We start from the raw sequence: 16,216 nt of genomic DNA on the forward strand, positions 1-16,216 counted from the left end.
CAACAGAATAATGTACAGACAATATAATGCACAAAACATTATATTAAAATAATATTTTAAGCATTAAATGGTGATTTGTGTTAATAATTTTAAGGATAAACACCTTTAAACTGACAATTATGAGGTATTTCGCATTTTTAATGAAAATTGTTGACACAATATATTGAACGTGATATTGTTTACTTGTTCAAAATAATACACAAAAGAAAACGAACAAACAACTACATATTAATTATGAATATTTAAGAGCAAAGACGCTAACCGGTGAAGCACTTTGCTCTTTTTTATTTATCAAAATCACAAGGATATTTAAATTAGGAGGCAATATATTATGAGATTAAAAGACACAGGATTAACAGCACAGGACATCAAAGACAAAGTAAAGAAGTATATGATTGAGACATATGAGCGTTTCGATTTCATCGCTGAGACTGCTGAGGGCATGTATCTATATGATGAGAATGGCACACCATACCTTGACTTTTACGCAGGAATCGCCGTAAACAATGCCGGCAGCAGAAACCCTAAGGTTGTTGCAGCAGTCAAGGATCAGGTGGATGACATCATGCATACATTCAACTATCCATACACCATTCCACAGGCACTGCTTGCTGAGAAGGTCTGCAAGACTATCGGAATGGACAAGATTTTCTACCAGAACTCAGGAACTGAGGCAAATGAGGCTATGATTAAGATGGCTCGTAAATATGGTATAGAGAAATATGGTCCAAACAGATATCACATCGTAACTGCTAAGGATGGCTTCCACGGCAGAACCTTCGGTGCTATGTCAGCTACAGGACAGCCTGGAAACGGATGCCAGGTGGGCTTTGGTCCAATGACATACGGCTTCTCATACGCTCCTTACAATGACTTAAAGGCTTTCAAGGATGCTTGCACAGAGAACACAATCGCTATCATGATTGAGCCTGTACAGGGCGAGGGCGGTGTTCATCCTGCAACACCTGAATTCATGAAGGGACTTCGCGAGTTCTGTGATGAGAAGGGCATGCTCCTCCTTATCGATGAGGTTCAGACAGGATGGTGCAGAACCGGAGCTGTAATGAGCTACATGAACTACGGCATCAAACCTGATATCGTTTCTATGGCAAAGGGCCTTGGCGGTGGAATGCCAATCGGTGCTATCTGTGCTACAGAGGAGGTTTCAAAAGCATTCTCAGCCGGTTCACACGGTACAACCTTTGGTGGACACCCTGTATGCTGTGCAGCAGCACTTGCAGAAGTAAACGAGCTGCTTGACAGAGATCTTGCCGGAAACGCAAAGAAGGTTGGTGATTATTTCGCAGCTAAGCTTGAGAAGCTTCCACACGTAAAAGAGGTAAGACATCAGGGACTCCTAGTTGGTGTTGAGTTTGACGATACAATCTCAGGTGTAGATGTAAAGCATGGCTGCTTTGACCGTCATATGCTTATCACAGCAATCGGAAGCCATATCATCCGTATGGTTCCACCGCTTATCGTAAGCGAGGAAGAGTGCGACAAGGCATTTGATATTATCAAGGAGACTGTTGAGTCACTTTCATAGAAGGCTTGAATTATATTTGAAGCAGGCAACAGAATATATTGCGGCAGATTTTACGAGCCGGATAAAAGGACAAGGGCGTCACGATTAGCTTCGTGCGCCCTTCTTTTGAACAATATCAGCATATTATAAAGATGTATATAAGAAAAGCGAGGGGAACGAAATGGCACATCTTGTTATTACAATAGGATGCGAATATGGCGCTAAAGGAAACCAGATTGGCAAAAAGGTTGCTAAAGACCTGGGAATCAAATTTTATGACAGGGATACTGTAGATGAAATAATAAAAGAGGTCGGTATTCCCAAGGATATCATGGAAAAGGTTGAGGAAGGTATCACCATCGCCGGAAAAGGTGCAGAGGGTGATGTCAGAGGCTCTTTCTCCAAATATGCAGACCTCACAGAGCGTGCAATTCATGTCCAGAAAACTATAATCAGAAAATTATCAGACCGTGAGTCGTGTGTGATTATCGGTCGTTCAGCAGACTATATACTAAAGGAACATAAACCGATTTTACGTATTTTCATATATTCACCGGATGAAGTGAGGATTGAAAACGTAATGAAGAGCCACAATTTGTCGGAGGATGATGCAAAGCTTTTTATTACTGAAAAGGATAAGCGTTATCATAAGCGTCATATGGCGCTGACAGGAAGCAACCGAGGCGATAGACACAACAGGGATATGCTTATAGACAGCAGCCTGTTAGGAGTGGATGGCACAGCGGAGCTTATTGAGTCTCTGGCAAGAAAAGTGGTAGAGAATGAAAGTAAGACAGAAGCTGGAGGTGACAAGTAATGGAACAGAAAAAATCAGAATTTAACAAAGTCCTGAATGCCTGGGACGTACTTGTAATTGCATTTGGAGCCATGATTGGCTGGGGCTGGGTTGTCTCAACCGGAGGCTGGATTGAAAAGGGCGGAGTGCTCGGTGCCGCAATCGGCTTCGTTATCGGCGGTATCATGATATTTTTCGTGGGAATGACCTACGCGGAGCTGACAGCAGCCATGCCTCAGTGCGGTGGCGAGCATGTATTCAGCTACAAGGCAATGGGTTCGACAGGCTCATTCATATGTACGTGGATGATTATCCTTGGATATGTCAGTGTGGCATGCTTTGAGGCGTGCGCTTTCCCAACAATCATCACATATCTGTGGCCGGGCTTTTTGAAGGGATATCTGTATACGGTAGCAGGCTTTGATATCTATGCTTCATGGCTTATTGTGGCGATAGTTGTGGCATTTTTAATCATGATGATAAACATTATCGGCGCAAAGACAGCAGCGATTTTGCAGACTGTGCTCACATGTATTATTGGTGGCGCCGGAATTTTGTTGATAATTGCATCGGTAATCAATGGAACAGTTGATAACCTGGATGGACAGATGTTTGCAGGCAGCTCTGCAGGTCTGAACGTAAAGGCAATTATCGGAGTGGCAGCTCTGTCACCATTTTACTTTATCGGATTTGACGTAATACCTCAGGCGGCTGAGGAAATCAATGTTCCGGCAAAGAAAATCGGCTCAATACTTATCTTATCAGTAGTTCTGGCAGTTGTGTTCTACGCACTTGTCATTGTTGCGGTAGGTCTTGTCATGGGCCCACAGGCAATTGTTGATTCAGAGCAGGCAACAGGACTTGTCACAGCAGATGCAATGGCTGCCGCATTCAACACAAAGATAATGGCAAAGGTTATAATAGTCGGCGGAATGTGCGGTATCGTAACCTCATGGAACTCATTTATGCTCGGTGGCTCGCGTGCCATGTACTCAATGGCAGAGTCATATATGATTCCGAAGTTTTTTGCAAAGCTTCATCCAAAGCACAAGACACCTATCAATGCACTGATTCTCATCGGATCTCTCACAATGCTTGCACCTTTTGCAGGCAGAAAGATGCTCGTATGGATCAGTGATGCCGGAAACTTTGGCTGCTGTGTGGCATATTGCATGGTTGCTCTTTCATTTATTATTCTTCGCAAGAAGAAGCCGGATATGCCAAGACCTTACAAGGTTCCCGCATACAAGTTCTTTGGAACGATGGCGGTCATCATGTCAGGCTTCATGGTTGCCATGTACTGTATACCGGGAAGCGGCGGAACACTTATCGTCCAGGAGTGGGGCATCGTGCTTGCATGGTGTGCGCTCGGCGTGGTATTCTTCGTCTTCTGTAAAAAGAAATACAAGGAGTCATTTGGTACACTTGTTGAGCTCATCTCAGATGAGGATGCTGCAACACTTATGCCGGAGGCAGATGAGGTTGAACTGGATAAGGTTATCGATGCTGCAATAGACAGGGTACTTGCCAAGAAAGCAAGCTAGGAACAGAAAGGACAGATTATATATGGAAACATTTAATTTCTCGGAGCCACAGGACATCACAGTGGGAAAGGGCAGTCTCTCAAAGCTGCCGGAAATAGCTAAAAAGCTTGGAGGAAAGCATGCGCTCATCATTTCAGGACCGCATCTTGAGAAGATGGGACTTGTAAAAAAGGCAGCTGATTATCTGGCATCAGTTGACATAAAAGCAGACACTTTTACAGATATAGAGGCAAATCCATCTGTCACAACAGTGGAGAAAGCCACAGCAAAATACCTGGAGTCAGGCGCAGACTTTATCGTGGCATTCGGAGGCGGCTCACCGATGGATGTGGCAAAAGCAGTGGGCGTGGTTGCCAAATATGGCGGAAGCGTCACAGACTATGAGGGAGCACACAAGGTGCCGGGACCAATCGTACCGCTCATTGCGATACCAACCACCGCAGGAACCGGCTCAGAGGTGACAGCATTCTCTGTAATCACAGATCATAGCAGAAACTATAAGCTCACAGTATTCAGCTACGAGATATTGCCAAAATATGCAATTCTCGATGCAGAACTCATCACAACAGCACCGGCAAGCGTAGCGGCAGCCTGCGGAATTGATGCATTTATCCATGCCGAGGAGGCGTATGTATCCACAGCGGCATCGCCATTTTCTGATGCACTGGCAGAAAAAGCGATGGCACTTATCGGTAAAAATATCCGCAGATTTGTAGCAAACAGAAACGATATCGAGGCTGCAGAAGCTATGATGACAGGCTCACTTTTTGCAGGAATAGCATTCTCATTTGCAAGGCTCGGAAATGTGCATGCGATGAGTCATCCGGTCAGCGCATTTTTCGATGTGCCTCACGGAGTGGCAAATGCAGTGCTGCTTCCTGTAATCGCAGAGTACAATGCACTTGCAGATCATGGCAAGTATCTGACTATCTACAATGATATAAGACCGATTTCTGCGTATGCGGACGAATTTGAGCCGATGATGCTGGTAGATGCAATCAGGGAGCTTTGCACAGACATCGGAATCCCTGAGAATCTGACCATTGCAATCAACAATGCCAGCAAAAACGGAACAGTCACAAAGGAAGAGATAGAAAGCAGGATAGAGCCGATGGCTGTCGATGCCATGAAGAGTGGCAACATTGCTGTAAATCCAAGGGCTTCACGCCAGTGCGATATCGAGATGCTGTATCGCAAGGCACTGTAAACTTATAAAATACAAAAACGGAGATATGAGTATGGATTATCTGTCACACAATGTATCTGAAAATTTAAAAAGAATACGTCAGTCAAAGGGCATGAGCTTAGATCAGGTAGCAGAGCAGACCGGTGTGAGTAAAAGCATGCTTGCTCAGATAGAAAAGGGCACAGCGAATCCATCTATCGGAGTGCTTGGTAAAATCACAAGCGGTCTGCGAATTGAGTTTCAAAGACTTATAGATCCGCCAAGAGTGGACTATGCGCTCATATCTCCGGATGATCTGGTCCCGACAAAGGAGCTTTTGGGACAGTACAGGGTATGGACCTGCTTCCCATACGAGGACTCAAGGGAGGTTGAGGTATACCGTATCGATGTGGAGCCGGGCGGCGTGTATACAAGCGGTGGGCACGGCGAGAAAACACGCGAATATCTTACAGTCACAGACGGTGTGCTAACGGTCGAGTGTCACGACCATGTGCAGGAAATCCATAGGGGACAGGTGTATAAGTTTGAGACCGATCAGCCTCATTTGTATCGCAATGATGGTGATAGGGTGGCAAGCTGCATGTGCTTCTTTTTGGATTATACTAATATTCGGTGAGATTTTTAGCCTCTCCTCACCACAGCACTTTTCCCTCTAAAAGCAATACCGATGCTTATAATTGAATTCACACCATTATCGCGCAGCTCTGTGTCGTATTTCTTTGCTTCTATCTGTTGCAGGGCGCTGTCGGCTAATGCAGATAAATCGGTATGTTCATCTTTAGTGTGTTTAAATTCAAAGATAAATCCGGGCATTCCCTTTGTTAAAGGCATAAGCTGAATATCAAATCGACCGAGGCCTGATTCGCGGTTTGAGCGTATCTTGTAGCGGTTTCCAAGTATGGCACAAAGACCAAGCATCATTCCGTGATAGAAGCCTTCATTAGCTCCATCAATAGAAGAAATGCTTTTTACCATAAAATCCTCCAGCAGAGCCTGGAGTTTTTGCGTGTCCTTGGAAAAGATAGCCTGACTGATAGATATGGCAAGGCTATTTTGGTTGGTGCGGTTTAGAACCTCCTTTTCGTAAACAAAAGTAATTTCTTTGTTCGGAATAGCAACGTCACACATGAAATTTCCATCGCTTTGCGGATAAATATTGGCAACCTTCAGGTATCCGGCTACCAGAAGAAAGCTGTATATACTATATGGATTATTCTGAACCTCGGGATAGATAACACCGGTATCAATATAGGCTGCGATTTTTTCACCACAGAGCAGCTTATAAAGGTCTTTGGTAATTTCAGGCGTAGCTGCCTGGATAATTTCTCCGATTATCTCATTGCTGCCGGTGGATTGCCAGAATGCTTTCGGAAAGCAGTTGTCAGAGATATAATTGATTACAGACCATGGATTAAAGATTTCTGTATTGCCAAAACGATATCCATCGTACCATTCGCTGAGCTCATTATATTTATCATCTTTTCCATAGTATCGCAGCATGTCTTTTACCTCTTTTTCAGTAAAACCAAAATAAGAGCTGTAGCCATCATCGAGAATAGAATAGGTTTTCAGATTGTTCATGCCGCTGAAGATACTTTCCTTTGCTACACGCAGTATTCCTGTAAGAAAGCCAAAGGCAAGGTGTGGATTGTCCTTGAGTCCTCCTGAGAAAAAATTGCGCATGAAATTTACTATTTCCGGATAGAAATTGCAGGTATGCCCCTGCTGGATGGGTGTGTCATATTCATCAATGATAATGATACATTCCCTTCCATAATGCTTATGAAGCAGTAATGATAAAAGCTGCAGACCCATCTGACAATCGACTTCATCCCCGCTGTCTCCGGCAAGAAGATGATATTGTTCTTTTTCGTAAGCGGTTAAAACAGAACTTGTCTCAAGCTCGTTATGTCGTATAAATTCTAGAGATATAAGCCTGCGGATTTTTTGAAAGGTTTCTTCCCAGGTCATGCTTTTAACATCTTTGAACGTCAAAAAAATGACAGGATACTGTCCTTGATGTTTAGTGTAGTAATCGCCGCATTGCCATATCTGTTTGTCTTTGAAATAAACAGATGTATCCTCGTTTGTTTTTTCAAAAAATACGCGCAGCATATCCATATTCAGAGTTTTTCCAAAACGCCTTGGGCGTGTGAAAAGAGATACCATCGGCTTTTTATCCAGAAAATCACGTATCATCAGAGTCTTATCTACATAATAATAGCCGGTGGTTGCAAGCTTAAAATCAGATACACCTATTGGCAGAGATTTATTTTTCGCGAAATGATTCATGTGTATGGTTTCGTCAGGGATTAACCATTTACGTCCTTCCTTTATTGCACCGGGCAATTCACCGTTTTTGCACATCTGCTGGATTCTTCGTACAGAAAATCCCATTGCTTTTGATGCATCTGAGCAAGATAAATATTCCATGTGGCACCTCCGCATAATAATTTAATAGCAATACTTTGATTATATTATATGTCATTATGCGAAATATAACAACTGTGATTTCATATGGATTTCGCATAACAATATGGAAATTTCGCATAGATTTCGTCTACAAACGAAATGCTATGTTATTTATCAGGTGTTATCCTGTGTTTTCATTGGTTATCCTATTGCATATATAGGTTTACCTATATATAATGATGTACGTTGAGAAACAAATTGTTTTAAAAAGAACATCCCAGGAGGACACAATGCAAACATTAAAGAAATTCATCAAATACTATAAACCCTACAAAACAGTCTTTTTCATAGACCTGCTTTGCGCAACAATAATCAGTGCCATAGATCTGGCGTTTCCGCAGCTGCTTCGCACGCTGACCAAAACCCTTTTTGCAGGAGCACCGGGAAAAATCATTTCTGCGCTGATTCCTATTACAATAGGCCTTTTGGTGGCATATATCATACAGACTGCGTGCAGGTATTATGTGACATATGCGGGGCACATGATGGGAGCGAGGATGGAGCGCGACATGAGAAAGGAGCTTTTCGACCAATATGAAAAGCTTTCTTTTTCGTATTATGATCAGAATAATTCAGGACAGATGATGAGCAAGCTCGTATCCGATTTGTTTGATATATCAGAGCTTGCGCATCACGGACCGGAGAATCTTTTTATATCGCTTATAAAGATAATCGGTTCGTTCATTTTTCTGTTTATGATAAACCGTATGCTTGCGGTTCCTATGCTTATTCTTGTGGTGCTTATGCTTGTATTTTCATATGGACAGAATAAGAAAATGCAGGAAACCTTTATGGATAACAGGCGAAAAATCGGTGATATTAATTCGAGTCTTCAGGATACTCTGGCGGGCATAAGGGTGGTGCAGTCATTTGCCAATGAGCGCATCGAGCAGGAAAAATTTAACAGAAGTAATGAAAATTTCCTGATTTCAAAGGATGCAAATTACAGATGTATGGGAAGCTTTATGAGCGGAAATGCATTTTTCCAGGGGATGATGTATCTTGTTACGCTGGTATTTGGTGGTTTTTTGATAGCGCATGGAAGGATGGAGGCATCCGACCTTGCCATGTATGCGCTGTATATAGGCATCTTTATCAGTCCTATCCAGATACTTGTAGAGCTGACTGAGATGATGCAGAAGGGGCTTTCGGGCTTCAGAAGATTCTTAGAGGTGGTGGAAACGGAGCCGGATATAGTTGATGCTGCGGATGCAAAACCGCTTAAAAATGTAAAGGGAAATGTCTGTTACGAGGATGTTTCGTTCCACTATAGCGATGATGATACACCGGTGCTTTCGCACGTATCCTTTGAGATACCGGCAGGAAAATCAATTGCGCTTGTAGGACCGTCAGGAAGTGGAAAGACGACAATATGCTCACTGCTTCCGCGGTTTTATGACGTGACGGAGGGCAGGGTCACAATAGATGGAAATGATGTGAGAAAGCTCACGCTTGAGAGCCTTCGCTCGCAGATTGGACTGGTTTCGCAGGATGTTTATCTGTTTGGCGGAAGCATAAAGGATAATATCGCCTACGGAAAACCGGATGCGACGATGGATGAGATTGTAGATGCGGCAAAAAAAGCGAATATCCACGATTTTATCATGGAGCTGCCGGATAAATATGATACGTTTGTCGGTGAGAGAGGCACACGATTGTCAGGAGGGCAGAAGCAGAGGATTTCCATTGCGAGGGTGTTCCTTAAAAATCCGCCTGTGCTAATACTTGATGAGGCAACCAGTGCCCTTGACAATGAGAGCGAGCGCTTTATCCAGAAAAGTCTTGAGGAGCTGGCAAAGGACAGAACGACTATCACAATTGCCCACAGACTTTCGACAATCAGAAATGCGGACGAAATTCTCGTGGTAGCTGACTGTGGCATTGCTGAGAGAGGCACACATGAGGAGCTTTTGGCACAGGACGGAATATATGCGCGCTATTATGATATGAGCAGGTAGGATTAAGGAAATTTCCACTGATTAATCATAAATGAGGGGCAAAATACCTTTTGACCCTTTAATCATGTTATTATAGCTGCATAAACTAACTATATAGGAGCAGACACTATGCAGGCAATGTTCATAGACGTAGACGGCACTTTAAGCAGTCCGTGCTACAAGGTAAACGGAAAATTTCAGATAGGAATGTCAGATGTGCAGTGGGCAGACTACTGCAGTAAGCATGGTGAGGATACATATGAGTGGTGCCGTCCTGTGATGCAGGTAAAGGAGTATGCCATGAAGGCAAAGGAAAAAGGCACGAAGCTGTATGTGCTTACCACATCAGGCACTAAAATCGAGACAGCTGCAAAGCGCAGATTTTTAGACAGATACTATGCTGGTATGTTTGATGACATCTATGCGGTGGAGCATGATGATGACAAGGTCAGGTTCATTCTTAAAAAAGCAGCAGAGCTTGGGATTGAACCGTCGGACTGTGAGCTTGTGGAGGATACATACCGCATACTTTTGCAGACAGTGACAGAGGGGATTAAATCCACTCACATCACAACGATTCTCACAGGCGGATGCGAACGGTAACCAAAAATTTTCCACGGTCTATAAAGAAATAAAAAAAACATCCGATAAATATGTCAGGAAGCAAAATTTACATATTTCAAGGATGAAATATAAATAGAAAGGAGATCCTGTTATGCGTATAGATGCATATAATCAGATAGCCCAGTTGTATGGCGTATCAAGAACAACAAAGACAGCAAAGACACAAAGCGCGTCGAGGATGTCTGATCAGGTATCAATTTCGCAGGCCGGTAGAGATTACCAGATTGCGAAAAAAGCAGTATCAGAGGCTTCGGACATCAGGGAAGATAAAGTCGCTTTGCTTAAGAACATGGTAGACTCCGGACAGTATCAGGTCAGTGGAGATGATTTCGCCAGCAAGCTGTTAGAGAGGTACAACTCTCTATAATATGATAATCATATCATATATCAAAGGTAAAAGAGGATTTTATAGTGGCTAGTTTAGTGGAAGAGCTTATAAATGTGCTCACAGAGGAAGAAAAAGTATACAGAACACTCGCTGCAAACGGGGAGAAGAAACGTCAGATAATCATAGATGCCGATATCCCTGCGCTTGAAGCACTGACTGATTTGGATCAGCAGGCAGGCGATGAGCTTCTTATTATGAGCAATAAGCAGGTTTCACTTCTCACAGATATTGCCAATGTACTGGGCAAATCAGATGAGAAGATGACAGTCACAAGGCTGATTGGATATCTCGGCACACAGCCGGATATTCAGGCGAAGCTTACGGCAGCGCGCGACAGTCTGATTGAAGCAGCTGCACAGATGAAAGAAATCAACGATTTAAACTCACAATTACTTGCTCAGGCAATAGAGCTTACAGAGTTTGACATCACCCTGTTCAAGAGCATGAAACAGGCGCCGGAGACCGCCAATTATGACAGAAATGCATATAACACAGGCGATATCTTAGGCAGCAGCGGTTTTGATGCAAAGCAATAATCATTAACCGGGAGGACAGGGACATGGCAAATGGATTCGGAAGTTTTTACGTAGGCAGTTCCGGACTTAAAAACTCGCAGAATGCTCTTAATACAACAGCAAACAACATGGCCAATGTCAATACGACAGGCTATGTGCGACAGCAGGTAAGATTTTCAGATAAACATTATATCACCAGAAATAACCCTACAGCGGGCACCAACATCCAGCAGAGCGGACTGGGTGTTTCCGTATCGGATGTGGCACATGTCAGGGATATATTCTTAGATAAATCGTATAGGCAGGAGAATGGTCGAAAGGGCTTTTACTCGACACTTTACAGCACCACATCATATGTTGAGGATATCATGCAGGAGATGAACGGTGCTGAGTTTAAGGAGAGTATATCAGAGCTATGGCAGGCTTTTCAGGAGTATGGCAAGGATCCGACGAATTCGACGAATCAGAACCTTATCATCCAAAAGAGCGAGCTTTTTCTGACCAGATGCAATACGGTTTATTCTGATCTTCAGAAATACCAGTCAAATATCAACTTACAAATTAAAGACCAGGTTGACAGAATTAACGAAATCGGTGACAAGATTTATGCGCTCAACCTTGAGATTCAAAAGACAGAGTCAGGCGGTGTAGAGACTGCCATGACAGCGCGCGATGCCAGGGACAGTCTGATTGATGAGCTCGCAGGTTACGCTAAGATAGAGGCTGAGGAGGATTCCACAGGCTACGTGCGTATCAAGCTCGAGGGACAGCAGTTTGTACAGGATAACAAGTGCAACCATATAGGCCTCACCGAGGAAAAGGGTACAGGCTTTTATACACCTTACTGGCCTCATATTACTACACAGGAGAGCTATATGCCGGTGTTTAGCGATGTTGCGCTGCCGTCAGCGCTGGCTGAAAGAGTCGGCTGCACGCAGACCACCAACATAGCAACCAGCCTGAATAATGATATAGGAAGCCTGAAGGCACTCCTTGTATCAAGAGGCTCGGAGTATGGCACCTATGATTTCATGAGCGAGGAGAATTACAGTAGGGTGGAGGACAATGTGGTCATGGAGACACAGGCCGAGATATCATATCTGGCGCGAAACATCATGATGGCCATGAACGATATATTTTGTCCGAATACCACATACACAGCGGCAGACGGTACCACATACACGGTTTTGGATACGGCAAACTGCTCGGTAGGAGCTGATGGCAGCCTGCCACCGCATGAGCTCTTTGCAAGAGAAGGATATGACCGTTACACGCAGATGGAAATAGATGGCAAACAGTTTTATGTATACAATGATGAGACAAAGGCTAACAACTCATCATGGTACAAGCTTGGAAATGTTTCAGTAAATCCAAAGCTTGCGGCACAGGTGACACTGATGCCGTCATACAAGCAGGACGGATCCGCAAATTATGGTCTTGCAGACCAGATTACAAAGGCATGGTCAGCAGAGAATCTATACATCAACCCAAAGGATACGTCAAAGTGCAATTTTGAGGGATACTATGACAAGATAATCTCGCATCTCGGAACAAACGGCAGCATATATAAGGCGTCATCAGACACTATGACATCGACAGCAGCGGCCATAGACAACCAGAGAAACCAGATAATGGGTGTGTCGAGTGACGAGGAGCTGACAAACATGATCAAGTATCAGTCAGCATACAACGCATCAAGCCGTTTTATCACTGTAATCAGCCAGATGACGGAGCTCATAGTACAGCTCATATAGTTTTAGGATACGACAAGAGAGTATGAACAGGAGGAGTCAGTATGGCTTCAACATTTTTTGGATTACATATAGGGTCGAGTGCTCTGAGCTCATTTCAGGTAGCGACCAATACAACAGCCAACAACATAGCCAATGTCAAGACGACCGGATACACCAGGCAGGAGGCTACCCTGCAGGCAAAGGATGCCATAAATGTCACAGCCCGCTACGGAAGCGTCGGCACAGGTGTTACAGTCACCTCAATCAAACAGCAGCGTGACCTGTACTACGACAATAAATACTGGGAAAACAATTCCTGCTATGGACGCTATGAGCAGAAGCTGTATTACATGGAACAGATTCAGAACTACTTTAAGGATAACGGCTCATCGGTTAAGGGCTTTTCGAGTGTTTTTTCACAGATGTTTTCAGACCTTGATACACTGCGCAGTAAGCCGTCCGACAAGACAGTGAGAAATCAGTTTATCAGCAGCGCGCAGAGTCTTTGTACATATTTCAACCAGATGAGTGACAATCTCTCAAAGCTGCAGGATGACTGCAACGAAGAAATCAGAAACAACGTAGACAAAATCAATTCAATCAGTGAGAAAATTTCACTGTTAAATAAGGAGATTAACCAGATAGAGACAGGAACCGGTGTCGAGGCCAGCTCACTTAGGGATGAGAGGGCGAATCTCATCGACAGCCTGTCCAAGATTGTTAATGTATCTTACAACGAGACAGAGGTGCAAAACACCAATGGAGACAACCTGGGCGGCACAAATTTCTCGCTCTATATAAATGGAGAGAAGGTTGTGGAGGGCAAGGATTACCGAAAGCTCATCTGTGAGTCGTCAAAGACGAAAAACAATCAGACAGACAACGATGATATGTACAAGATATACTGGGAAGATACTAAGATGGAGTTTTCCGCGACAGCTGGAACCGCAGGGGGAAGCCTGAAAGCTCTCTTTGAGGTGAGAGACGGTGATAATCTGGAGAATTTCAAGGGTAAGGTCACAAAGGCTGATTCGTATTCGCTCACAGTGGAGAATACATCAATAGACAATATAAAATCACTCAATCTGCCGGACAAGGACGGCAAAATCACTGTAAATAATATCAGTTACAGCTATGACAGCTGGGAGGCACAGGTGGATGCACAGGGCAATATCAAGTCTGTAACATTTAATCTGAGCAAGGACAAGGCCATAGCAGACCCTGAAAAGACTGTGGCAGAGGGATATCTTTTAAATGCGGGCTCTGCAATAAATGCGAGGGGAATCCCTTACTATATGACACAGCTCAATGAGTTTGTCAGAAATTTTTCAGAGATGTTCAATCAGATAGAGAGCAAAGGACAGAATCTGAATGGGGATACACCACCTACATTTTTTGAAGCAATCACAAACACAGCCAAGGTATATGATTTCTCGGAATCAGAGGCTTACAGCAAGCTGCCTGATGGACAGACTGCCACAATAAACAGCAGCTCCAACACGTATTACAGGATGACAGCGGCCAATTTCTCCGTAAACAAGGATGTGATGAACGATGTATCGCTTTTTGCGACTTCCACAGACTATGTCAAGACAGATTCATGTGATATAGTTGATGAGTTAAAGAAGCTGCAGTCGGAGAAAACAGTATACAGAGGCGATAAAGCGGAATCATTCCTTGAGACAATCATCTCCAATGTGTCAGTGGATACGGAAAAGGCAGAGACCTACAACAAGCTCTATAGCAATCTGGAGCAGACTATTGCAAACCAAAGAACATCGGTATCAGGTGTGGATGAGGATGAGGAGGCATTAAACCTCGTGAAGTTCCAGTATTCATACAATATGGCATCTAAAATCATATCGGTTATGAACCAGATGCTTGATAAGCTCATAAACGATACGGGCGTGGCATAGAAGCGGGAGGCATAATATGAGAATCACAAACAATATGATAATGGGAAATACCAAGACAAATATCAATTCAACAAAGGTTTTGGTGGACAAATACAATACCCAGATGACTACTCAAAAGAAGATATCCAAGGCATCAGAGGATCCGGTTATCGCAATCAGATCGCTTCGCTTGTCGACCAGCCTGTCGCATCTTGACCAGTACAAGGACAACAATATCCCGGATGCTTCTTCGTGGATGGATGTCACAGAGACAGCCCTTAGCAACATGAAATCACTCCTCACAGATATCCGTACACAGTGTGTAAACGGCTCTACAGATACGCTCACAGCTGATGACAGAAACACTATATTACAGCAGCTTACAGCGCTGTCAGAGCAGGTGTATACAGAGGGCAATGCAGACTACGCAGGAAGAACGGTATTTACGGGCTACCGCACATCATCAAAGCTCACATTCCAGAAGGACACAAAGAGCACATATCAGATAACACAGGAGTTTTCTGCCGCTGATTTGTCAGAGAAGCGGTATTATACAAATGGCGTGACTGTTCCCAATAGTATAAATGCGGCAACACCTGACTGTGCCACAGATGTCACAGAGCACAGCTTCCAGAGAATCCGTCTGGGTTACGGTAATACGACAGACGATGTGAAGCTTTCTATCGATGGAAAAGAGCTGACACAGGGCACAGATTATACTGTATACAAGAGTGTGTCTGATTTTGACCCATCAAAGCTCTCTGCTGATGATACGGCATATATACAGGAAACCGGTGAATTTGTTTTTGGTAAAAATGTAGCTGCTTCAATTAAGAATAATGAAAAGAAGCTGTCTGTCACATATGTAAAGACAGGCTTTGACAGCAGTGATGCGAGACCTGAGTATTATTACAACTGCAAGGATATTACAAACGCTGTGACACTCGATGCAGGTGGCAATGTACCTCATGATGCAGCAGGAGATATCATATACTCCGATCCATCAAAGGTAGTGGATTTTAAGTTTTCAAGTCAGGAAATCAAAGACACAGTGGCAAACAGCACCGATATCACTGTCAATACACAGGCGAAGGACGTCATGGATACAGGCATCAAGCGCGATGTGGATGAGTTGATTGATGTAGTGCAGAATGCTGTCAATGCTCACGACAAGGTCTCACAGATAAAGAAGATGATGCAGCAACAGCAGTACTCTGACAAGGATTCACAGGCAAAGCTTAAGACATATTTAGAGGCTGCAGAGCAGGAGGCTGACTATGCCGACAACAATTTGCAAAAGACCTACAGCCAGTACATCACACGCTTTGATGATCATTTGAATAAGGTAAATCTGGCACTCACCAATTCGGGAAGCACAAAGAGCCGCCTCACTCTCATCAAGAACAGAGTTGAGGAGCAGCAGACGACCATAGAGGAGCTTAAATCGACCAATGAGGATAGGGATATTTCTGATATAATCATTGATTTTTACGCTATGTACAATGCATATCAGTCCAGTCTGACAGCGGCATCAAAGGCAAACTCACAGACATTGCTTGATTATCTGTAAGGATTTTAAAAACGGTACACAGCTACCGGAT

The 16,216-nt window shown here is 43.7% G+C and carries 13 protein-coding genes; 12 read left to right on the forward strand and 1 reads right to left on the reverse strand.

Annotated features, from left to right (window positions below; all coding sequences use genetic code 11):
• The first annotated feature begins 331 nt into the window (after positions 1-331).
• The 5 genes from EUBREC_RS00440 to EUBREC_RS00460 all read left to right on the forward strand — a co-directional run bounded on the left by EUBREC_RS00440 (position 332) and on the right by EUBREC_RS00460 (position 5,667).
• A complete protein-coding gene (locus tag EUBREC_RS00440) occupies positions 332-1,546 on the forward strand; it encodes an aspartate aminotransferase family protein (protein ID WP_012741023.1) in 1,215 nt (404 codons plus the stop codon).
• Positions 1,547-1,706: 160 nt separating this feature from the next.
• Positions 1,707-2,342, forward strand: a complete 636-nt coding sequence (locus EUBREC_RS00445) for a cytidylate kinase-like family protein (protein ID WP_012741024.1) — start codon at positions 1,707-1,709, stop codon at positions 2,340-2,342.
• Entirely contained in the window at positions 2,342-3,865 is a 1,524-nt protein-coding gene (locus EUBREC_RS00450) for an APC family permease (RefSeq protein ID WP_012741025.1), read from the forward strand. The genes EUBREC_RS00445 and EUBREC_RS00450 overlap by 1 nt, the downstream gene beginning before the upstream one ends.
• 22 nt (positions 3,866-3,887) lie before the next feature.
• A complete protein-coding gene (locus EUBREC_RS00455; protein ID WP_012741026.1) occupies positions 3,888-5,072 on the forward strand; it encodes an iron-containing alcohol dehydrogenase in 1,185 nt (394 codons plus the stop codon).
• Positions 5,073-5,103: 31 nt separating this feature from the next.
• A complete protein-coding gene (locus tag EUBREC_RS00460; protein WP_015517604.1) occupies positions 5,104-5,667 on the forward strand; it encodes a helix-turn-helix domain-containing protein in 564 nt (187 codons plus the stop codon).
• Positions 5,668-5,672: 5 nt separating this feature from the next.
• Here the strand turns inward: EUBREC_RS00460 and EUBREC_RS00465 are convergent, their stop codons facing one another.
• Complete coding sequence (locus EUBREC_RS00465) at positions 5,673-7,484, reverse strand: AAA family ATPase (RefSeq protein ID WP_041253756.1); 1,812 nt, start codon at positions 7,482-7,484, stop codon at positions 5,673-5,675.
• Between the two features lie 269 nt (positions 7,485-7,753).
• On the opposite strand from EUBREC_RS00465, the gene EUBREC_RS00470 reads away from it, so the two are divergent.
• The 7 genes from EUBREC_RS00470 (at position 7,754) to EUBREC_RS00500 (ending at position 16,185) form a co-directional block, all read left to right on the forward strand.
• Positions 7,754-9,481, forward strand: a complete 1,728-nt coding sequence (locus EUBREC_RS00470) for an ABC transporter ATP-binding protein (RefSeq protein ID WP_041253758.1) — start codon at positions 7,754-7,756, stop codon at positions 9,479-9,481.
• 108 nt (positions 9,482-9,589) lie between these two features.
• Positions 9,590-10,063 carry an HAD family hydrolase gene (locus tag EUBREC_RS00475; RefSeq protein WP_012741030.1) on the forward strand — a complete coding sequence of 158 codons (474 nt, stop codon included), beginning with the start codon at positions 9,590-9,592 and terminating at the stop codon, positions 10,061-10,063.
• A 112-nt stretch (positions 10,064-10,175) separates the two neighbouring features.
• Positions 10,176-10,451 (forward strand): flagellar biosynthesis anti-sigma factor FlgM, encoded by a 276-nt coding sequence (gene flgM, locus EUBREC_RS00480; RefSeq protein ID WP_012741031.1) that lies wholly within the window; start codon positions 10,176-10,178, stop codon positions 10,449-10,451.
• A 44-nt stretch (positions 10,452-10,495) separates the two neighbouring features.
• On the forward strand, positions 10,496-11,008 hold the full coding sequence (locus EUBREC_RS00485) for a flagellar protein FlgN (protein WP_012741032.1): 513 nt from the start codon (positions 10,496-10,498) through the stop codon (positions 11,006-11,008).
• A 23-nt stretch (positions 11,009-11,031) separates the two neighbouring features.
• The gene (gene flgK / locus EUBREC_RS00490) at positions 11,032-12,741 is read left to right on the forward strand and encodes a flagellar hook-associated protein FlgK (RefSeq protein WP_012741033.1); all 1,710 of its coding nucleotides are present in this window, start codon (positions 11,032-11,034) and stop codon (positions 12,739-12,741) included.
• Between the two features lie 41 nt (positions 12,742-12,782).
• The gene (flgK, locus tag EUBREC_RS00495; protein WP_012741034.1) at positions 12,783-14,636 is read left to right on the forward strand and encodes a flagellar hook-associated protein FlgK; all 1,854 of its coding nucleotides are present in this window, start codon (positions 12,783-12,785) and stop codon (positions 14,634-14,636) included.
• 16 nt (positions 14,637-14,652) lie between these two features.
• A complete protein-coding gene (locus tag EUBREC_RS00500; protein ID WP_012741035.1) occupies positions 14,653-16,185 on the forward strand; it encodes a flagellin N-terminal helical domain-containing protein in 1,533 nt (510 codons plus the stop codon).
• The last annotated feature ends 31 nt before the right edge of the window (positions 16,186-16,216 follow it).

It is taken from the genome of Agathobacter rectalis ATCC 33656 (assembly GCF_000020605.1).
Classification (GTDB): domain Bacteria; phylum Bacillota; class Clostridia; order Lachnospirales; family Lachnospiraceae; genus Roseburia; species Roseburia rectalis.

Excerpts from the sequence above, each read along its gene's own strand:
- flgK (WP_012741033.1), top strand. The coding sequence starts at position 11,032 with ATGGCAAATGGATTCGGAAGTTTTTACGTAGGCAGTTCCGGACTTAAA.
- flgM (WP_012741031.1), top strand. The coding sequence starts at position 10,176 with ATGCGTATAGATGCATATAATCAGATAGCCCAGTTGTATGGCGTATCA.
- EUBREC_RS00465 (WP_041253756.1), bottom strand. The coding sequence starts at position 7,484 with ATGGAATATTTATCTTGCTCAGATGCATCAAAAGCAATGGGATTTTCT.
- EUBREC_RS00440 (WP_012741023.1), top strand. The coding sequence starts at position 332 with ATGAGATTAAAAGACACAGGATTAACAGCACAGGACATCAAAGACAAA.
- EUBREC_RS00475 (WP_012741030.1), top strand. The coding sequence starts at position 9,590 with ATGCAGGCAATGTTCATAGACGTAGACGGCACTTTAAGCAGTCCGTGC.
- EUBREC_RS00455 (WP_012741026.1), top strand. The coding sequence starts at position 3,888 with ATGGAAACATTTAATTTCTCGGAGCCACAGGACATCACAGTGGGAAAG.
- EUBREC_RS00470 (WP_041253758.1), top strand. The coding sequence starts at position 7,754 with ATGCAAACATTAAAGAAATTCATCAAATACTATAAACCCTACAAAACA.
- EUBREC_RS00500 (WP_012741035.1), top strand. The coding sequence starts at position 14,653 with ATGAGAATCACAAACAATATGATAATGGGAAATACCAAGACAAATATC.
- EUBREC_RS00460 (WP_015517604.1), top strand. The coding sequence starts at position 5,104 with ATGGATTATCTGTCACACAATGTATCTGAAAATTTAAAAAGAATACGT.
- EUBREC_RS00445 (WP_012741024.1), top strand. The coding sequence starts at position 1,707 with ATGGCACATCTTGTTATTACAATAGGATGCGAATATGGCGCTAAAGGA.
- EUBREC_RS00450 (WP_012741025.1), top strand. The coding sequence starts at position 2,342 with ATGGAACAGAAAAAATCAGAATTTAACAAAGTCCTGAATGCCTGGGAC.
- flgK (WP_012741034.1), top strand. The coding sequence starts at position 12,783 with ATGGCTTCAACATTTTTTGGATTACATATAGGGTCGAGTGCTCTGAGC.